Origin of the sequence: Brevibacterium pigmentatum (assembly GCF_011617465.1) — a bacterium.
In the GTDB taxonomy this organism is placed as follows: Bacteria; Actinomycetota; Actinomycetes; order Actinomycetales; family Brevibacteriaceae; genus Brevibacterium; species Brevibacterium pigmentatum.
Window position 1 is genome coordinate 2,118,717 of sequence record NZ_CP050153.1, and the last position, 20,004, is coordinate 2,138,720.

Here is a 20,004-nt window from a genome sequence, read left to right on the forward strand (position 1 = left end):
TCATCACAGCTTTCGTCATTGCAGTCGGTCCAGAACCTTACGGAACAGGCTCAGGGAGTCTTCGAAGATCGCTTCCGTTCCGCCTTTGTGCTCGACCGTCTCGGGATGGGCTTTGATCGCCTGCCCCGCGTGATTGAGCGGGACGCGGCAGAGTTGGGTGAGCATGCGCGCGCTGCGCCAGGCGGAATCCTCGGAGGAGAACTCCTGTCCGAGGTGTCGCAGTCGGTCGAGCACGTGGCTGGTGACGATCTCCTCGAGTTCTTCGGCCCGGTCGAAGCTCTTGCTCACGATTTCCGGGTACAGGGCGAAGAGACGGCGACGCCGAGCCGGAAGTTTGGGGTCGACGGAGCCGATGAGTAGCGCTTCGCGGACGAAGCGCGCCGTGTCCTCGGCGAGCGTGTCGAGTCCGGCAGGGCTGTGGACGTAGTCGTAGGCAAGGCCTTCGTCGACGCTGACCTCGGGCCCGAGGCCGACGATCGCGTCCTCTTTCGTCTCGAAGTAGTTGAAGAAGGTACGCGTGGACACGCCGGCGTCTGCGGCGATGTTCGCCACGGTGGCGCAGGCCAAGCCGTCTTCGAGGACGCGGGTGATCGCCGCCTCATGGAGGGCATTGCGGGTCAGCCGCGCATTTTTCGAGCGCAGTGTTTCTTCTACGGGCATAGGTACATTTTGCACCACATGCAAACTTTCACCAACTGCAAATCTGCAATTGTGCACTATTTCACGGTGTGCAGAGTTCTACATGAGCATCTTCAGCCGCGCCCGGTGCTGTTCGAGGGTCTGCAGCTGACCGAGCAGTGCGGCCTGGCCGGCGCCGTCAGCAGTGTCCTGGCGCTGCAGTCGGGAGTGGAGCTCCTTGGCGATGCGTTCGAGGTCGTAGTCGAAGAGGCGGGCGACGATGCCGCGGGCGAACCGATCGATCCCGTCTCCTTCGATGACCGGCAGCGGTGTCACGAGCAGCTGGGCCACATAGGGCTTGAGATCCTCGGCAGCGGCTTCGAGGACACGTTCGGCCCATTTCGACTGGACTTGGCCGGCTGCCCCCAGTCCCCCGGCCTGTTTGATCGCGTCTTGGATCCGCCGGTAGCCGGGGTGTTCGAAGGCCTTCGCGGAAAGCGAGTCGAAGAGCTTCGCGTTGACGACCTCGGGGTGCTGGAGGGCGACCATGAGGGCGCCCTTCTCCGTCTTCAGCCGGGCGGGGTTGATCGGGGCCGAGAGGTTCGAGACATCGGGTCGTTCCTCATAGACGTACTCGATGCTGCGTTCGTCGGAGATCTCCCCCGCCGAGGCGGAACCGGGCCCGTGTGTACCCCCGGACGGGGCAGTCCCCGGCTCGGTTCCCGGACCGGGCCCCTGCCCAGGAGCCGGCTCACGCCCCGGACCAGGTGCGGCCGACGGCGAGGATGCAGGTGCGGTCGGTGCCGGTGGTGGACCGTCACGGTAGGTCGATTGGCGGGTGGGTGCCTCGGCGGTCTGGCGGTTCTGCTTCGCTTTGGGGTGGCGGGTCGCGGTGCGGACGGCGGCCTCCACCTCGTCGATGTCGACGCCGATGCGGCCGGCGACGAACCGGTAGTAGTGGGAGAGGCTGTTGCGATCGCGGATGTCGGTGAGCACATCGGCGGCGGCACGGACCGCGGAGATCCGACCTTCGACGGTGTCGAGGTCGAAGCGGGAGATCGCGGTGGTGATGACGAATTCGAAGAGCGGCTTGCACCCGTCGATGAGTTCGCGCAGGGCCGCGTCGCCCTTCTGCATGCGCAGATCACAGGGGTCGAGGCCGTCGGGTTCGACGGCGACGAAGGTCTGGGCGGTGAACAGGTTCTCGAATTCGAAGGCCTTGAGCGCAGCCTTCTGACCGGCGGCGTCACCGTCGAAGGTGAAGATCACCTGCCCGGTCGGGTCATCGCCGAGGAGCCGTCGGATGATCTTCACGTGTTCGGCGCCGAAGGCCGTTCCGCACGTGGCCACGGCCTGGTCGACTCCGGCGAGATGGGCGGCCATGACGTCGGTGTAGCCTTCGACGACGACGACGCGTTTGGTTTTCGCGATCGACTTCTTCGCCAGGTCGAGTCCGTAGAGGACCTGGTTCTTGTGATAGAGAGCGGTCTCCGGAGTGTTGAGGTACTTCGGTCCCTTATCATCGTCAAAGAGTCGGCGAGCACCGAAGCCGATGGTCCGGGACGTCATGTCCTTGATCGGCCAGATCACCCGTCCACGGAACCGGTCGTAGATACCGCGACCGCCCTCGCTGGCCAGACCTCCGGCGAGGATCTCCTCATCGGTGAAGCCGGCCTTGTGCAGGTGGTTCGTCAGGGCATCCCAGGATTTCGGGGCGAAGCCGATTCCGAACTCTCGGCTCGACTCGGCGGGGAAGCCGCGCCCGGTGAGGAACTCGCGGCCGATCTGTCCGGCCTCGGACTCCAGAGCCTGGGCGAAGAAGCGCTGCGCGACTTCGTGCATCTCCAGCAGCCGCTGCCGGCGACTCGCCTGCTCCCGGTCCGGTCCCTTCCCGTCCTCGTAGCGCAGGTGCATTCCGGCCTTGCCGGCCAGCGTCTCGACGGCTTCGACGAAGCTGAGCTGCTCGACCTTCTGCAGGAAGGTGAATACGTCTCCGGACTCTCCGCAGCCGAAGCAGTGGTACATCCCGACCTGCGGTCGCACGGTAAATGACGGGGTCTTCTCGTCGTGGAAGGGGCACAGGCCCTTGAGCGATCCGATCCCCGCGGTCTTGAGGGTGACGAATTCCCCGATCACCTCGTCGATGCGCGTGCGGCTGCGCAGTTCGTCGATGTCCTCGCGTTTGATGAGTCCGGCCATGGTCTAGAGCCGATCCTCCGCTCCGGCGTTGAGGTGGTGGTACAGGGCCCAGGCGGAGTGGTCGGTCAGGGACGCGATCTGGTCGACGATGACGCGCAGCCGTGCCGCGTCGTCGGCGGCCTCGGCGTGATCGGCGCGGAACATCGGGTCGAGTTTGTTCGGTGAGTGCCAATACCAGTCGGCGAGTTCGTTGATGACTGCGGCCTGGATGTCGTGGAGCCGCAGCCGATCCTCGGCGACCATCACCGTGAGTGTGGCCATGCCCTTGAGCACGGCGATCTCGACGGTGGTCGCCTCGGGTACGACGAGCGAGGCCGAGTACCGCGCGAGCGGCTCCCACCCGAACTCCTCACGCGTCGCGGATTCCGCGGCACCGACGAAGCGCCCGATGAGCTGACTGGTCATGTGTTTGAGACCGGCCTGAGCACGTCGGGATCCGTCGAAGACCTCCTTGGGCCAGTAGGCGGCGGCCTGCAGCCGGCCGAGCGCCTTGTCCATCTCCGCGTCGGTGGTCTCCGGCAGATACCACTGGCGGGTGATCTCGAAGAGTTCGGCGCGGCGGCTCTCGGCGGCGAAGTCGGCGAGGTCGAGGTGGCCTGCGACGATGGCGTCCTCGACGTCGTGGACGGAGTACGAGATGTCGTCGGCTAAGTCCATGACCTGGGCTTCGATGCATTTCTGGCCGTTGTCGATGCCGTCGCGGTAGAAGTCGAAGACGGCCCTGTCGTCATCGTAGACACCGAATTTGCGAACCCCGGAGTCGCGGCGACCGGCCGTGGCTTCGTCTCGCGGCCACGGGTACTTCGTCAGGGCGTCGAGGCTCGCACGGGACAGATTGAGACCGGCCGGGCGGCCGTCGTCGGCGATGACCTTCGGTTCGATGCGGGTGACCAGGCGCAGGGTCTGGGCGTTGCCTTCGAAGCCGCCGATGTCGGCGCAGAGGGCATCGAGGATCGTCTCTCCGTGGTGGCCGAAGGGCGGGTGCCCGAGGTCGTGGGACAGGCAGGCGGTGTCGACGATATCGGGATCGCAGCCGAGGTAGCGGGCGAGTTCGCGTCCGACCTGGGCGACTTCGAGGGAGTGAGTCAGCCGGGTGCGGACGAAGTCGTCCGTTCCCGGGGACACGACCTGGGTCTTCGCGCCGAGGCGGCGCAGACCCGAGGAGTGGAGGACGCGGGCACGGTCGCGCTGGAAGGCCGAGCGTCGTGGATTCTTCGCCGGTTCGCTCACCCACCGTTCCTCGTCCCAGGGCGAGTAGACCGCCACGGTACCCGTCCGCACCGAGGTGTGCGGGTGAGTGTCGAAGGGCATTCTCATCCTCCTGAGATGTCGAGTTCGGCCTCCGACAGCAGCGACTTCCCGCTGGGATCGAAGATGCGGGAGTCCAGCCAGCCTTCGGGCAGGTGCGGCTTCTTCGGCCGGGTGGTGCGGCCGCGCGAGCCTTCGGCGGCTTCTCCCGGGTACGGGGCGTCCTTGTCGAGCTGGTCGAGCAGTCCGGCGAGCTCCTCCAGGGAGGACACCATGGCCAATTGGCTGCGCAGCTCTCCTCCGACGGGGTAGCCCTTGAAGTACCAGGCGATGTGTTTGCGCAGGTCACGAACGCCGAGGAATTCGTCCTCGAAATGGTCGACGAGGTATTCGCCGTGTTTGTACACGGCTCGGGCCACCTCGGCGAGGCCGGGACGGTGGCGTTCGTCGCTGCCGTTCAGCGCGTTCGCGAGGTCGCCGAACAGCCACGGCCGTCCCTGGCAGCCGCGGCCGATGACGACGCCGTCGCAGCCGGTCTTGGCCATCATGGCCAGGGCATCCTCGGCGGCGAAGATATCGCCGTTGCCGAGCACCGGAACGGTGTCGCCGAGGTGGTCCTTGAGCCGGGCGATCGCGTCCCAGTCCGCGGTGCCCGAGTAGAGATCGGCGGCGGTGCGTCCGTGCAGGGCGACGGCGGCGACGCCGGCGTTGCGAGCGGTTTCGGCGGCGTCGAGGAACGTCGTGTGGTCGGCGTCGATGCCCTTGCGCATCTTCACGGTCACGGGCACGTCCCGGCGTGCCGCCTCGGTGACGGCCGTTGTGACGATTGACGTGAACAGGTCCTGCTTCCACGGCAGCGCGGAGCCGCCGCCCTTGCGGGTGACCTTGGGGACGGGGCAGCCGAAGTTGAGGTCGATGTGATCGGCGCGGTCCTCCTCGACGAGCATCCGCACGGCTTGGCCCATGGTCACCGGGTCGACTCCGTAGAGCTGGACGGAGCGCGGGGTCTCATAGGGTTCGTGGTGGATGATCCGCATCGTCTTCGGGCTGCGCTCGACCAGCGCCCGAGTGGTGACCATCTCGGTCACATAGAGTCCTGCCCCGTATTCGCGGCACAGTCGGCGGAAGGCGGTGTTCGTGATCCCGGCCATGGGCGCGAGCACGACGGGCGAGGACAACTCGATGGGCCCGATGCGCAGGGCTGTTTCGGGCTTCTGGGATGCGGTTTCTGGGGCAGGGCTGATGACACTCACGCAACCATTATCCCAGTCAAGTCAAAATCGCACATTCGCCTGCTTCTCCTCACCTGTTCACGCCCGGAATCCGTGCCGCTGCGGACGCGCTCCTCCCCCGTGGCGTCGACTCACATGTTCACATCAACTGATTCGGAGCGCAGAAATTCCCGCACGTCCCATTCGGTGTCGACGGAGAGTTCGGAGGCGAGTCGGTCGTCGTGGGTGACGATCACCATCGCACCGCCGAATCCTTCGAGAGCGGTCACCAGCGCTTCGAGCGATGACAGGTCGAGATTGTTGCCCGGTTCGTCGAGGATGAGCAGCTGCGGCGCCGGATCCTGGAGGAGTCCCGAGGCCAAGGCGACGCGGAACTGCTCCCCTCCGGACAGGGTCCGGCAGATCTGGTCGGTGCGTCCGGCACGCAGTCCCATGGCCGCGAGCACTTCGTAGACGCGGTGCGGGTCGAGCTGCGGATTGCCCGATCGCACCGCTTCCATCACCGTCAGCTCTCCCGGCAGTCGGTACTGCTGGTCGAGGTGGGCTGTCGGGGCGGCGACGGTGATGTCGAGGTCGCCGAAGAGTCCGGCGACCGGCGGACCGGAGTCGAACCGGGTGTGTCCCCCGGCTATGTCACGTTCGCCCTCGCCGCTGGTGGCCTGTCCGTTCGCGGAGCCGCTGTCCGCAGCACGGTCATCCGCGGTGCCACCGTCTGAGGCACGGCCGTCCGCGGCCGCCAGGATCGCCGCCAGCAGGGTCGATTTCCCGGCCCCGTTCGGTCCGGTCAGTCGGATCCGCTCCGGCCCGACGATCGTCTGTGGTCGCTCGGACTTCGCCGAGGCGGCTGTGGAGATCTCGAGGACCCGCTTGGTCGCATGGACCTGGGTGTCGGGCAGGTCGAGGCGGACGCTCGAGGTCCGACGCAGGGCATCCTTGGCATCGGTGAGTTCGTCCCAGGCCGCCGCCTCGTCGGCGGCTTTGTCGCCACGCCGTTTGGCCGCTGACTTCTCGGCGAAGTTCGTCAGCCCGTTCATGACGATCTTCGGTCGACGTTTGCTCTCCTTATCCCTCTTGGCTTTCCGGTCGGCTCGTGCGAGCTTCGTCTCCAGTTCGATCCGCTGTCGCTTTTCGACCTCGTGGGACTTCTTCGCATCGGTGACCTTCTGCTGCTTGGCTTCCTCTTCAGCGGCGACCATGGCTTCGTAGTCATCGAAGTTCCCGCCGTAGACGCGCAGCCGCTCGGTCATCTCGATGATCGAGGTCATATGGGTCAGCAGAGTTCGGTCGTGGGAGATGACGAGGGTCGGTCCGCGGCGTTCCGTGAGCAGCGTCGTCAGCAGCGCCCGCCCATCCTCGTCGAGGTTGTTGCTCGGTTCGTCGAGGATCAGCCAGGCGTCGCCGACCAGCGCCGCTCGGGCCAGTCCGATGCGTGTGGCCTGCCCGCCGGAGAAGCTGCTCAGACTCCGGTCGAGGTCGCTCGCGCTCAGGTGCAGACCGAGTTCGGACAGGGCCGCCAGGGCACGCTCCTCGATGTCCCAGTCATCGCCGATGAGGTCGAAGTCGGAGCCGGTCGCCTCTCCGTCCAGGGCGCGGCGCAGAGCTCGTCGAACGGAGGCGATGTCCAATGCGGAATCGACCCGCTGCGTGGAATGCGGCAGCAGCTGATCGATGTAGACCGCACCGTAGGTGCCCGTGACGGTTCCCGCCGAGGCGTGCAGGCTACCTGCGAGAATTCGGGCGAAAGTGGATTTGCCGATCCCGTTGTCGCCGACCAATCCGACGAGGTCAGCAGGGATGGTGGCAGTGAGTCGGGAGAAGATCTCGGTATCGTCGCCGAGGCGGTAGTCCAGTTCGGACACAGTGATTGCTGCAGGCATGAGGGTCCTCATTTCGTGTACGCAGAAGCGCTGCGGGCCCGTGGCACCCGCAAGTCACGGTATGAGGATTCACTTCACAGCAGAGACGTCTTTCGTCGGAAATGGAACATAACAATGATCGCCGAGGCAGCTCGCCGGGTCAAGACCACCCCTTATTACTACCTGACGGCGGCCCAGCAACCTGGCGCGAGGTTGCTGGGCCGCCGTCAGGTAGTAAAAAGGATGGGGTCAGACAATGATGAGCATGAGTTCGGCGGGTTCATCGTGGGGGTTGGCCAATTGATGCGGCACGTCGCCGGGAGCTTGGGCGCAGTCGCCGGCATGCAGGGTCGTACGACGATCGATGGTGACGATCTCGATTCTGCCCTTGAGGACGAAGAAACTCTCACGCGATCCGCTGCGGTGCGCGGCGAAAGCCGAGGTCTCGCTGCGCGGGTCGAGACGGTAGTGGACGACGTCCATGTTCTCGATCGCCGACGGCAGGTCCCGACGCCAGACTCCTTTCCCGAAGGTCGAGGACGTGGGGATCGTCTCGCTGCGGGTGATGGTGACTTCCGGCGCGGCCAGGAGTTCGCCGACGTCGACGCCGAGGGCACGGGAGAGGCCCATGGCATTCGAGACCGATGTGTCCTGCTCTCCTCGTTCGATCTTCGACAATGCGGCCCGGGACAGTCCGGCCCGAACCGCGAGTTCGTTGAGGGTGAGGTTGTTGTACTTGCGCCGGGCTCTGATGCGGGCGCCGAAGACACGTGCGCCGAGATCCTCTTCTTTCGCCATTGGAGCATCATATTCTATTCTTGGATCATAGAATCACATCTCACAAAGGAAACTTCACCCTATGGCGGCAGTGCTGGCTCTCACACCGATCCTCATTGCCATCGTCCTGCTCCTGCTCAAACAGAGCTCCTGGGTCGCCGCTCTCGCCGGCGCCGTGCTCGCGGCCGGTCTCGTCGCCTTCGTCTTCCCCACCCCCGCCTCGGTGTTGGTGGAATCGGGGATCGACTACTTTCCGCTCATCCTCGAGGTCGCGCTCATCCTGCTCTTCGGCATGCTGCTCGCCCGGCTGCTCGAGTCCGCGGGGTCGATGTCGCAGATCTCGTCCTGGGTCGAGTCGCTGTCACCGGGGCGCCCGCTCGGGGTCGCGCTCGTCGTGTTCGGCATCGTGCCCTTCGCAGAATCGGTCACCGGCTTCGGCATCGGCGTCACCGTCGGAGTACCGGTCCTGCGCCATCTCGGGTGCACTCTGCGGCAGTCGGCGATCCTCGGCCTCCTCGGTCTCATCGCGGTGCCGTGGGGTGCCCTGGGTCCGGGCACCACCGTCGCAGCGGCGCTGGCGGGCCTGGACGTCGACGAACTCGGTCTGGCCACGGCGTGGATCAATGCGATACCGGTCATCATCGTCGCGATCGCGGTGGTCGCGATCATGCGCCCGTCCGCCGTCTCGGCGCTGGGGATCGTCGGCGCCGGCGCGCTCATGTGGGCGGGGATCCTCGCCTCCAGCTCTGTCATCGGCATGGCCCCCTCGGGGATCATCGGATCGCTCATCGTCATCCTCCTGGTCGGTGCGCTGTTCATGATCCGGAAGAGGGCCACGGGACTGACGCGTCGCCTCGGCGTGGCCGTTCTTCCCTACGCGGTGCTCACGGTGGGCCTGCTGTTGGCACGGGCCATGCACGCCGCGCTCCCGTCGACGGCCACGCAGATCATCGCCTCTCCCCCGTTCTGGCTGGCCGCCGCCTGCCTCATCTCCGCCATCACCGTCGCCGGCAGACGCGAAGTCACGGTCGCGGCGGTGCGTTCCTGGGTTCCCATCGGGGTGGGCACGGCCGCGTTCATGCTCATGGGCTGGATCATGACGACGACGGGGATGAGCGAGGCGATCGGCGGACTGCTGCCGGCAGGGCTCGTCCTGCTCACTCCGTGGCTGAACTCCATCGGCGCGGTGCTCACCGGGTCGAACACGGGGGCGAACTCGATGTTCACCGGCACCCTGACCGCCGTCGCCGCTTCCTCTCACGTCTCGGCACTGCTGGTGGTCGCGGCCGGAAACGCGGCCGGTTCATTGGCCGCCCTCGCTGCTCCTCCCCGGGTGGCCATGGCCGCGCAGATCGCGGATTCGTCGGCGGCCGCCTCGGCGCGGGACATCTCCTGGGTGCAGGGCCGGGCGCTCGCGGTGGCCGGGATCAACGCCCTGGCCCTCGGCCTGTGGATCCAGTTCTTCGCCTGAGGGTCGTTCGGTGCGCATCTCAGACGCGGATGATCTCACGGGGGAAGTTCGTGAACGGTTCGCAGCCGATGTCGGTGATGAGCACCGGTTCGGACAGTTCGATTCCGTAGCCGTTCATCCACATTCCGCCGATGAGGTGGAAGGTCATTCCCGCCTCGAGGATCTGGTCATCCTCGGTGCGGATCGAGATCGTCCGCTCGCCCCAGTCCGGAGGGTAGCCGATGCCGATCGAGTAGCCCAGCCGGCTGGGCTTCTCGAGTCCCGAGAGTGCGAGAACACGATTCCAGGTGCGGGCGAGTTCCGCGGTGGGCACCTCGGGTGCGGCGACGTCGAGAACCGCGGACAGCGCCTCGGCGACGACGCCTTCGAGGCGCACGAGCTCCTGCTTGGGACGGCCTGTCACCGCGGTGCGCGCCAGCGGGACATGGTAGCGACGGTGGACTCCGGCGAGTTCGATGCTCACCGATTCGTCGGCGACGAACTTCCGGTCGGTCCAACTCAGGTGCGGTGTGTCCGCGCTTTCGCCGGTGGGCATGAGCGGCACGATCGAGGGATAGTCACCCCAGACTCCGTCACCGCCTCTGGTCTGGGCCTCGGAGATCGCCGCGGCCACCTCGTTCTGGCCGACACCGACGCCGATCGTGCCCAGCGCCGCATCCATGGCCGCGGTGGTCACTTTTGCGGCCTTGCGCATGAGCTCGATCTCGGCCGGGGATTTGACCGCGCGAATCCAGTTGACGAGTTCGAAGCAGTCGACGAGGCGCCATTCGGGCACCCCGTTGACGAGTGCTCGGAAGCCCCGCGGAGAGAAGAAGTGCGAGTCCATCTCGACGCCGACGGGCATGGTCGAGGCACGGGCGACCTCCCACCGCTGGCGCAGGGCGAAGGCGACCCAGTCGAAGGGGTGGATATGGGGTCGCTGCACATAGCGTTCGGGATAGCCGACGATGTCTTCGGGCGGCAGCCATGAGGTGTGTGAGGCTCCGCGGGCGTCCATATCGCGCATGAACAGCGTCATCGGCCCCGACGACGGCACGAACAGCAGCTGCGGGGTATAGAAGGACCACGCGTTGTATCCGGTGAGGTAGTAGATGTTCGCCGGGTCGGTGACGATGAGCGCGGCCAGGCCCTGGTCGAGCATGCGATTGCGCACCGAGGCGATCCGTCCGAGGTATTCCTCGGCGCTGAACGACAGTTCGTTCGCGCCGATCGTGTCGACCTCGCCGGGAACCGGCTGCGGGCGGGCTTTGACCTCTTTGCCGGCCTGCCCCTGCTCGGCTCCGGGACGCATCCCGTACACATCCGGGCGATTATCCTCGCCGCCGTAGAACAGCTCACCCTCATTCATGATCCCAGTCTGGTGATCCTGCTCACATACTGTCAATCACTGTCGATGCGCGTGTTGTCGACGGCGTGTCGATCCGCGCATCGGCGGGGATCGGCGGCCTCTGAAACCGAGTTCCGGACGGTCCGCGAAGTGCGGATCCGGGCGCCCGCGATACCGTCGCCTGGACACGGATACTCGTCGGTCACCTCGGCGATTTCTGACGAATCCAGAACCAAACATTTTCAGTTTCGACGGAATTCGCATACGAAACAGCGCATTTCAGCAGATTCGGTGATAGATTGGCCTGAGACGCACATCACGGAGGTGAAGAATGGACCCGCTCCTGCCGAACGGCAGCGGTTCCCGACTCGGGAATCTCGACGAGAAATCTAAGGCGATCATCGTCGAACTGCAGCACGACGGAAGGAAATCCTATTCGGCCATCGGCAAGTCCGTCGGCCTGTCCGAGGCCGCCGTGCGCCAGCGGGTGTCGCGGCTCATCGACTCGGGCGTCATGGAGATCGTCGCCGTGACCGACCCGCTGAGTCTGGGATTCGCGCGGCAGGCGATGGTGGGGCTCAAGGTCCGCGGGGACATCTCCGCGGTCGCCGAGAAGCTGCACGACTACGACGAGATCGACTACCTCGTCGTCACCGCCGGTTCGTTCGACCTCCTGGTCGAGATCGTGTGTGAATCGGATCGGCATCTGATCGAGTTCGTCAATGAGGAGCTCCGCTCGATCGATGCCGTCGTCGATACGGAGCTCTTCATGTACCTCTCACTCGAAAAGCAGAAATACAACTGGGGGACGCGATGACAGACAATGTCACCAGGGCCGGCACTCCTTATCAGGATGCCATCCGCAACAACGTGTGGATGCACATGTCACCACACCAAGCACTGTTCAACGGTGGTGAGGCGCCGGTCATCGTACGCGGCGAGGGTCACCACATCTTCGACGACAAGGGCAAGAAGTACCTCGACGGACTCGCCGGCCTGTTCACCGTTCAGGTGGGGCACGGTCGTGAGCAGATCGCGAAGGCGATGTACGACCAGACGCTGAAACTGCCCTTCATGCCGTTGTGGTCGTATGCCCACCCGCAGGCGATCGAGGTCTCGGAGCGCCTGGCCAGCTATGCGCCGGGCGACCTCAACCGAGTTTTCCTCACCTCCGGCGGCGGCGATTCGGTCGAATCGGCAATGAAGCTGGCGAAGAACTACTTCAAGCTCGTCGGCAAGCCCGGCAAGCACAAGATCATCTCCCGCGCCACCGCTTACCACGGCACCCCGCACGGTGCACTGTCGGTGACCTCACTGCCGGGGCTGCGTGAGCAGTTCGCTCCCTTGGTCCCCGGCGCTCATAAGGTGCCGAACACGAACTTCTACCGGGCACCGGAGCACCTCGCCCATGACGAGAAGGCCTTCGGTCGGTGGGCCGCCGATCGCATCGGCGAGGCCATCGAGTTCGAGGGCGCCGACTCCGTCGCCGCTGTGTTCCTCGAACCCGTGCAGAACTCCGGCGGCTGCTTCCCGCCGCCTCCCGGATACTTCGAGCGGGTCCGCGAGATCTGCGACGAGTATGACGTGCTGCTGGTCTCGGACGAGACGATCTGCGCCTACGGCCGCATCGGCGACATGTTCGCCTGCAACGACTTCGGCTATGTCCCGGACATCATCACCTCGGCCAAGGGCATCACCTCCGGCTATGCGCCACTGGGTGCGATGATCGCCTCCGATCGTCTCTTCGAGCCCTTCGGCCCCGGCGGCGATGAGACCTTCTACCACGGCTACACCTTCGGCGGTCATCCCGTCGCCTGTGCCGCCGCGATGGCGAATTTCGACGTCTTCGAAGAGGAGAAGCTCAACGACCACGTGCACGAGAACGCTGCAGCGTTCAAGTTCACGCTCGAAAAGCTCAAGGACCTGCCGATCGTCGGCGACGTCCGCGGTGAGGGATTCTTCTACGGAATCGAACTCGTCAAGGACAAGGACACGAAGGAATCGTTCACCGAAGAGGAATCCGAGCGGATTCTCAAGAACTTCGTGTCGGCGAAGATGTACGAGAGCGGTCTGTACTGCCGCGCCGATGACCGCGGCGACCCGGTCATTCAGCTCTCGCCTCCACTGACCGTCGGTCAGAACGAGTTCGACGAGATGGAGCAGATCATCCGCGGCGTCCTGCAGGAAGCCTGGACAATGTTCTGACCTCCTATTGCTACCTGACGGCGGCTCAGCAACCTCGCGCGAGGTTGCTGAGCCGCCGTCAGGTAGTTCTGGGGCGAAGTTCAGCGGTTCTGGTCGCGTTTACGGGCCTCGCGACGCGTCATCGGAGGCCGCTCCCCTGCTGGATCCATTGGACCCGTTGGACGTGCTGGTCCTGCCGGACCCGCCGGAGCCTCACTCTCGGGTCCTGGGTGCCCGTCCGAAACTCCGGCCACCTCGGCGGACGTACGCTCGATCGTCTCTCCACCGGGCACGGCTGGTACCGGCGTTGACACGGTTGTGGCGGGCTGCCTCGGCGGGCGCCGGCCGGAGCGGACGACGAGGACACCGAGTCCGGTCGTCAGCGGAATCGCAATGACCAGACCGATCGAACACACGAGGATGCTCACCACCTCCACCGACATGTCCCCGAGCGTGAACGTGTCCCACAGCGGCTGATCGTGCGCGGAGACGATGATGAGCGTCATCAGCGCCGAGCCCACATAAGCGAAGGTGATCGTATAGACGGTCGAGGCGATATGGTCCCGGCCGATGCGCATCGCTCGGGAGAACAGCTGACCGAGTTTCATCTCGGGGGCAGCGGCCGCCAGCTCCCACACCGCCGAGGCTTGAGTGATGGTGACGTCGTTGAGCACCCCGAGTCCGGTGATGAGGATCGCGCACACGATGATGTCGGTCATCCCCAGATCGGTCGTATCGACCAGCAGGTAGCCGTCCTCCGAATAGGCGATGCCCAGGTTCGCCCAGGACGTCATCCACGCACCGAGGATGCCTGTGATGATGATGCCGAGCACCGTTCCGAACAGCGCCGTCGACGTCCGAGTCGAGATTCCGTGCGCCAGATAGAGGGCGATGACCATGATCAGGCTCGCCGAGACCATCGTCACCAGCACGGGCGGTTTGCCGTCGAGCATGGCCGGGAGCATGAAGACGAACAGCACGGCACCGGCAAACCCGAGTCCGATCAGTGCGCGCAGTCCTCTCACACCGGCGACGAGGAGGACGACGATCGCGTAGATGATCGCCAGCGCCAGCATCGGAACGTTGCGGTCGAAATCGATGAACACGTAATCGGTGCCCATCTCCGCCCGGTCCGGGGACTGTGTGAAGTCGAGGACTTTGATCGTGTCGCCGACATCGACGCCGGCTTTGAGCGCGTCGGGCGTGACGTACAGGCTGCCGGCCTGGCCGTTCCCCTCCGCGGTGTACTTCGTGCAGTCGGCTCGCACCATCGGATCCGACTCCCCTGACTCACATTCAGAGGCGTCGACGGCGGTGACCGTGACCTTCGTATCGGTGGTGCCTTCGGCGGTGTTCGTTGTCGGTCCGCCGCCGGGCAGTTCCTTGTCGGGGCCGGACGGCCACAGGACGAACAGTCCGGCGATCGTGACCACGATGAGCGGGACGAGGCAGGCGAGCATGATCAGGCGAACCTTCGGCGACGCCTTCGGTTCGTTGTGGGACGTCATATGCACGGCGGTCCTTTGCGAAATGGCTGACCAAGGAGAGCTGTGGCGGTCGACCAAGGGAGGATGTGCGGCTGGTGCTCGCCGAGGCGGCCAACCGCTATCGGGACTACCTGACGGCGGCCCAGCAACCTGGCGCCAGGTTGCTGGGCCGCCGTCGGGTAGTAATTGGGGTCAGACTCCGGCGAGGTGGTCGGCCAGGTACTTCTCCACCTGATCGATGCTCACGCGTTCCTGGCTCATGTCATTACGCTTGCGGATCGTCACTGCCTGATCATCGAGGGTGTCGAAGTCGACGGTGATGCACAGCGGCGTTCCGATCTCGTCCTGGCGACGGTAGCGACGGCCGATGGCGCCGGCATCGTCGAAGTCGATGTTCCAGCGTCGACGCAGCGTCGCAGCGAGATCCTTCGCCGCCGGGGTGAGCTTCTCGTTGCGGCTCAGCGGCAGCACCGCAGCCTTGACCGGAGCCAGGCGCGGATCGAGCTTGAGAACGACGCGCTTGTCGACGCCGCCCTTCGTGTTCGGGGCCTCGTCTTCGCTGTAGGCCTCGACGAGGAACGCCATCATCGACCGGGTCAGGCCGAAGGAGGGCTCGATGACATACGGGGTGTAGCGGTCGCCGCTGGCCTGGTCGAAGTACTGCAGCTTCGCTCCCGAGACCTCGGTGTGGGTGCCGAGGTCGTAGTCGGTGCGGTTGGCCACACCCATCAGCTCGCCCCATTCGGACCCCTGGAATCCGAAGCGGTATTCGATGTCGATGGTGCCGGCCGAGTAATGTGCACGGTCCTCGGCGGGAACGTCGAGGCGACGCACGTTGTCCTCGGAGATGCCGAGGTCGAGGAACCAGGACCAGCAGTCTTCGACCCACTGCTTGTAGTAGTTGTCGGCCTCGTCCGGGTGGACGAAGTACTCGATCTCCATCTGCTCGAACTCACGCGTGCGGAAGATGAAGTTGCCGGGGGTGATCTCGTTGCGGAAGGCCTTGCCGATCTGGCCGATGCCGAACGGCGGCTTCTTCCGAGCCGCGGTGAGCACATTGTTGAAGTTCACGAAGATGCCCTGCGCGGTCTCCGGGCGCAGGTAGTGGAGCCCGGCCTCGGAATCGACGGGGCCGAGGAAGGTCTTGACCAGACCGGAGAACTCCTGCGGCTCGGTCCACTGTCCGCGGGTGCCGCAGTCGGGGCAGACGATATCGGCCATGCCGTTCTCCGGGGCCTTCTTGTTCTTCGCCTCATAGGCCTCGACGAGGTGGTCCTCGCGGTGGCGCTTGTGGCAGTTGAGGCATTCCACGAGAGGATCGACGAAGGTCTCGACGTGGCCGGAGGCTTCCCAGACGCGCTTGGGCAGGATGATCGAGGAGTCGAGGCCGACGACGTCTTCGCGACCGCGCACGAACTGCTGCCACCACTGGCTCTTGATGTTGTCTTTGAGCTCCACACCCAAGGGCCCGTAGTCCCATGCCGAGCGGGAACCGCCGTAGATCTCTCCTGCTTGGAAGACGAATCCTCTGCGCTTGGCCAGGGCGATGACGGCATCCAACTTGGACTGTGCCACTTGTTCTCTCCTTGTTTCAGTTCGCCGACGGCCGGCTGCCGTGGCTCGCAGGTACCAGCCTATCTGGTCACACCGCCGCGTCCTCAATACCGGCCAGACCAGCCGCGACGCTCGGCCCGACCAGCCCCGACGCCAACCCAGGCACCCGACCTGAACCCAGGCGGACGAGCGCCGGAGGCGACTGATCTCACACTCTGTTTCCCGCATCGGGACCGCCTCGGCGGAGGTGCGGCATGTAGACTTGGGGGTACACCCAAACCTTTCTCCGTACCGACGTCTTCACGTCTGTCCAAGCGAGTTCTTGGATCTCTACGGTTTCGGCCCGGATTGCTCACGATGATTGCACAAGCGGCCGCAGGGTAGATCGCCACTACAGTCATCTGCGATCAAGTGTGTGCCGACGTGAGAGAGATCACTCATGACCGATGTGTCCGCAAACGACGAAACCACTCCGAGATTCTCCGAACTGGGACTCCACCCGCTCGTGCTCAAGGCCGTAGAGGCCCAGGGCTACGAAGTCCCCACCCCCATCCAGGCCGAGACCATTCCGACCCTCCTGTCGGGCCGTGACGTCATCGGTCTCGCCCAGACCGGAACCGGCAAGACCGCGGCTTTCGCCCTGCCGGCTCTGTCCGACCTCGCCGAGGCGGGGCGCGCCGACGATGGCCCGTTCGCTCTCGTGCTCACCCCCACTCGCGAACTCGCGATCCAGGTCGCCGAGGCGTTCACCTCCTACGCGACGGAACTATCCGACTTTTCCGTGCTCCCCATCTACGGCGGTCAGGCCTATGGACCGCAGCTGGCGGGTCTGCGCCGCGGCGCGCAGGTCGTCGTCGGCACTCCCGGTCGTGTCATCGACCACCTCAAGAAGGGTTCGCTCAAGCTCGGCAGCCTGCGCCACCTCATCCTCGATGAGGCCGACGAGATGCTCAAGATGGGCTTCGCCGAAGACATCGAAGAGATCTTCAGCCAGGTCGGTGAGGACCGCCAGGTCGCTCTGTTCTCCGCGACCATGCCGACCTCGATCCACCGCATCACCGGCAAGTACCTGAACAACCCGCAGGAAGTCCGGGTCGCTGCGAAGTCGCAGACCGGCGCGAATATCCGCCAGCGCTACTTCATGGTTCAGCACTCGCACAAGCTCGACGCCCTGACCCGCATCCTCGAGGTCGAGGAGTACGAGGGCATCATCATGTTCGTGCGCACGAAGCAGGCCACCGAGGAGCTCGCCGAGAAGCTGCGCGCCCGCGGATTCAAGACCGCCGCGATCAACGGTGACATTCCGCAGCAGGCCCGTGAGCGCACGATCGACCAGCTGCGTGAGGCGAAGATCGACATCCTCGTCGCCACCGATGTGGCCGCCCGCGGACTCGACGTCGAACGCATCACGCTCGTCGTCAACTACGACATCCCGCACGACACCGAGTCCTACGTCCACCGCATCGGCCGCACCGGTCGTGCCGGACGCTCCGGCGAGGCGATCCTGTTCGTCACCCCGCGCGAGCAGCGCATGCTCGGCTCGATCGAACGCGCCACGAAGCAGAAGGTCGAGCCGCTGACTCTGCCCAGCGTCGAAGAGCTGACGAACACCCGCGTCGAGAAGTTCACGAAGCGCATCGACGATGTCCTCGCGCAGACCGAACTGTCCGAACTCACCGACGTCATCGAGCAGTACTCGCTCTCCCGCGATGTGCCCGCCTCGAACATCGCCGCCGCTCTGGCCTCCCTCGTCCTCGAGTCGAACACTCTCCAGGCCGAGCCGATGCCCGAACCGACACGCCGCCAGGGCCGTGACCGCGACCGCGACGGTGGTCGCGACGGCGGCCGTCCGGGCCGCGGAGGTCGTGCTCGCGATGAGAACATGACGACCTACCGTCTGGCGCTGGGTCGCAACGAGCGACTGCAGCCAGGGGCCGTCGTCGGTGCGATTGCGAACGAAGGCGGAATCACCTCGAAGCAGATCGGCCATATCGACATCCGTTCGAACCACACGCTCGTCGACCTGCCCAAGGATCTCGATCCGTCGGTGCTGCGCAAGCTCTCCCACACCGAGATCCAGGGCCGTCCCATCGACATCCGTCCGGATTCGGGTCGTCCGGGACGCCCGTTCAAGAAGCGCAACTTCGACAAGCAGCCCGGCGACGGCCGCAACTTCAAGGGCGATCGCCGAGGCGGCAAGAAGTTCGGCGGACGGGGCGACCGTCCCCGCGACCGCTACTGATCTGACTCAGACGGACGGCCCCGCAGCACTGAGCTGCGGGGCCGTCGTCGTCCGAGAGGCAGGTAGTCATGCTTCTACTCTGCAGCACTTCGGTGACTCGCCCCTCTCGAACCGCCGACGAACCACGCTCAGGTGGGCGAAATGGTCACGTCGCGCACGGTTTTTCGTGACCATTTCGCCCACCCAGTGGCCCACGGGGCGCCCACCCAGTGTGATCGAGTCGCCCAGCTGAGCGAACCTCAGAAGCCCTTGGCCGCCTGCCCGCGGCCCTCAGACGCCGCCTCAGGCAGAGGGCGTGTCGACGGCGCCACCGAAGCGACGGTCGCGGCGGGCGTACTCTTCGATCGCCGCCCACAGGGTGCGCCGGTCGACGTCGGGCCACAGCACGTCCTGGAAGACCATCTCGGCATAGGCGGACTGCCAGAGCAGGAAGTTCGAGGTCCGCTGCTCCCCCGACGACCTCATGAACAGGTCGACGTCGGGCACGGCGGGTGCGTAGAGGCGGGAGCGGACGGTCTTCTCCGAGACCTTGCCCGGTTTGAGCTTCCCCGCGGCCACCTCGTCGGTGATCTCATTGATCGCGTCGATGATCTCCGAGCGTCCGCCGTAGTTGACACAGAACTGGAGCACAAGGCCGGTGTTGTGCTTCGTCATCTCCGCAGCGGTTTCGAGTTCGTCGATGACCGAGCGCCACAGACGACCACGCCGCCCGGACCAGACGATGCGCACACCGAGGGCGTTGAGCTCGTCGCGACGTCGTCGGATGACGTCGCGGTTGAAGCCCATGAGGAACCGCACCTCTTCGGGTGAGCGCTTCCAGTTCTCCGTCGAGAACGCGTACGCCGACAGATAGTCCACGCCGACCTCGATCGCGCCGTGGATGACGTCGAGCAGCGACGCCTCACCGGCCTTGTGCCCTTCGGTGCGCGGCAGTCCCCGCTGATTCGCCCACCGACCGTTGCCGTCCATGACGATCGCGACGTGCTTGGGCACGAACTTCGCGTCGATGCGCGGAGGCTTCGCTCCGCTGGGGTGGGCCGGTGGTGCAGGGTAGCTCATGTGCTCTCCAGAACTCTCAGTGATCGGATATTGCGCTCGAGGTGCCAGGACACCCAGTCCGAGACCATCTTCGACCCGTCGATCTGATCGTGCAGGTCAGAGGCTTCGGCCCGCTCCCAGTCGCCGGACAGGAGCGCGGCCATGTGTTCGAGCGCATCGGTGTCGGGCAGCGCCGCACCGGAGGGACGGCAGTTCGTGCACACGGCGCCGCCCAACGCTGCGGAGAACGCGCGGTGGGGTCCGCGGCTGCCGCACTGAGCGCAGTCGAGCAGGCTCGGTGCCCACCCCGCCACGGACATGGCGCGCAGCAGGTACGCATCGAGGGACAGCCGCGGCGGGTGTTCGCGGTTGCACAGCGAACGGATCGCAGAGACGAGGAGAAGGAAATGCGTCCGGGACTGAGGTTCGGCTTCGGTGATGCTGCGTGCTGTTTCAGCCATCACCGAGGCAGCCGAATAGACATCGAAGTCCGTGGCGATTCCACGGGCGAAGGGTTCGACGAGTTCGACCTGGGTGACGATGTCGAGGCTGCGCCCGACATGGCATTGCAGGTCGACGAGCATAAAGGGTTCGAGGCGGGAGCCGAACCGCGATTTCGTCCGGCGCACCCCCTTCGCGACGGCACGGACCAGGCCGTGGCTGCGAGTGAGCACGGTGACGATGCGGTCTGCTTCGCCGAGCTTGTGCCCCTGGAGCACGATGCCTTCATCACGATAATTGTGCACCCGCCCATTATCGCAGAGCGCGGCG

Annotated in this window: 15 protein-coding genes; 4 read left to right on the top strand and 11 right to left on the bottom strand. The window is 65.4% G+C overall.

The features are described from left to right. Window positions 1-15: 15 nt before the first annotated feature. The 6 genes from GUY30_RS09660 to GUY30_RS09685 all read right to left on the bottom strand — a co-directional run bounded on the left by GUY30_RS09660 (window position 16) and on the right by GUY30_RS09685 (window position 7,951). On the bottom strand, window positions 16-660 hold the full coding sequence (locus GUY30_RS09660; protein WP_167196741.1) for a TetR/AcrR family transcriptional regulator: 645 nt from the start codon (window positions 658-660) through the stop codon (window positions 16-18). A 78-nt stretch (window positions 661-738) separates the two neighbouring features. Further along, window positions 739-2,817 carry a DNA primase gene (dnaG, locus tag GUY30_RS09665; protein ID WP_167196744.1) on the bottom strand — a complete coding sequence of 693 codons (2,079 nt, stop codon included), beginning with the start codon at window positions 2,815-2,817 and terminating at the stop codon, window positions 739-741. A gap of 3 nt (window positions 2,818-2,820) precedes the next feature. Then, window positions 2,821-4,128 (bottom strand): deoxyguanosinetriphosphate triphosphohydrolase, encoded by a 1,308-nt coding sequence (locus GUY30_RS09670; RefSeq protein ID WP_167196747.1) that lies wholly within the window; start codon window positions 4,126-4,128, stop codon window positions 2,821-2,823. 2 nt (window positions 4,129-4,130) lie between these two features. After that, window positions 4,131-5,318: a tRNA dihydrouridine synthase DusB gene (dusB, locus tag GUY30_RS09675; protein WP_167196750.1), complete on the bottom strand. Its 1,188-nt coding sequence runs from the start codon at window positions 5,316-5,318 to the stop codon at window positions 4,131-4,133. Between the two features lie 110 nt (window positions 5,319-5,428). Beyond that, complete coding sequence (locus GUY30_RS09680; protein WP_167196754.1) at window positions 5,429-7,174, bottom strand: ATP-binding cassette domain-containing protein; 1,746 nt, start codon at window positions 7,172-7,174, stop codon at window positions 5,429-5,431. Between the two features lie 228 nt (window positions 7,175-7,402). Beyond that, window positions 7,403-7,951: a helix-turn-helix domain-containing protein gene (locus tag GUY30_RS09685; RefSeq protein WP_167196757.1), complete on the bottom strand. Its 549-nt coding sequence runs from the start codon at window positions 7,949-7,951 to the stop codon at window positions 7,403-7,405. Between the two features lie 61 nt (window positions 7,952-8,012). Here GUY30_RS09685 and GUY30_RS09690 point away from each other — a divergent pair, with 61 nt between their 5' ends. After that, the gene (locus GUY30_RS09690; protein WP_167196760.1) at window positions 8,013-9,401 is read left to right on the top strand and encodes an L-lactate permease; all 1,389 of its coding nucleotides are present in this window, start codon (window positions 8,013-8,015) and stop codon (window positions 9,399-9,401) included. 19 nt (window positions 9,402-9,420) lie between these two features. Here the strand turns inward: GUY30_RS09690 and GUY30_RS09695 are convergent, their stop codons facing one another. Continuing rightward, window positions 9,421-10,749 (bottom strand): M24 family metallopeptidase, encoded by a 1,329-nt coding sequence (locus GUY30_RS09695; protein WP_208091396.1) that lies wholly within the window; start codon window positions 10,747-10,749, stop codon window positions 9,421-9,423. Between the two features lie 310 nt (window positions 10,750-11,059). Between GUY30_RS09695 and GUY30_RS09700 the strand changes: the two genes are divergently transcribed. Both GUY30_RS09700 and GUY30_RS09705 read left to right on the top strand, forming a co-directional pair. Then, the gene (locus GUY30_RS09700; protein ID WP_101547408.1) at window positions 11,060-11,545 is read left to right on the top strand and encodes an Lrp/AsnC family transcriptional regulator; all 486 of its coding nucleotides are present in this window, start codon (window positions 11,060-11,062) and stop codon (window positions 11,543-11,545) included. After that, window positions 11,542-12,933 carry an aspartate aminotransferase family protein gene (locus tag GUY30_RS09705; RefSeq protein WP_167196763.1) on the top strand — a complete coding sequence of 464 codons (1,392 nt, stop codon included), beginning with the start codon at window positions 11,542-11,544 and terminating at the stop codon, window positions 12,931-12,933. Before GUY30_RS09700 ends, GUY30_RS09705 begins: the two co-directional genes overlap by 4 nt. 80 nt (window positions 12,934-13,013) lie before the next feature. Here GUY30_RS09705 and GUY30_RS09710 read toward each other — a convergent pair whose 3' ends face one another. After that, window positions 13,014-14,420 (bottom strand): YibE/F family protein, encoded by a 1,407-nt coding sequence (locus tag GUY30_RS09710; RefSeq protein WP_167196766.1) that lies wholly within the window; start codon window positions 14,418-14,420, stop codon window positions 13,014-13,016. A 171-nt stretch (window positions 14,421-14,591) separates the two neighbouring features. Next, complete coding sequence (locus GUY30_RS09715) at window positions 14,592-15,974, bottom strand: glycine--tRNA ligase (RefSeq protein WP_167196769.1); 1,383 nt, start codon at window positions 15,972-15,974, stop codon at window positions 14,592-14,594. Window positions 15,975-16,392: 418 nt separating this feature from the next. On the opposite strand from GUY30_RS09715, the gene GUY30_RS09720 reads away from it, so the two are divergent. Next, complete coding sequence (locus GUY30_RS09720; protein ID WP_167196772.1) at window positions 16,393-18,195, top strand: DEAD/DEAH box helicase; 1,803 nt, start codon at window positions 16,393-16,395, stop codon at window positions 18,193-18,195. 282 nt (window positions 18,196-18,477) lie between these two features. Here GUY30_RS09720 and GUY30_RS09725 read toward each other — a convergent pair whose 3' ends face one another. Both GUY30_RS09725 and recO read right to left on the bottom strand, forming a co-directional pair. Further along, entirely contained in the window at window positions 18,478-19,254 is a 777-nt protein-coding gene (locus GUY30_RS09725; RefSeq protein WP_167196775.1) for an isoprenyl transferase, read from the bottom strand. Continuing rightward, window positions 19,251-19,979 carry a DNA repair protein RecO gene (gene recO, locus GUY30_RS09730; protein ID WP_167196778.1) on the bottom strand — a complete coding sequence of 243 codons (729 nt, stop codon included), beginning with the start codon at window positions 19,977-19,979 and terminating at the stop codon, window positions 19,251-19,253. Before recO ends, GUY30_RS09725 begins: the two co-directional genes overlap by 4 nt. Window positions 19,980-20,004: the final 25 nt, after the last annotated feature.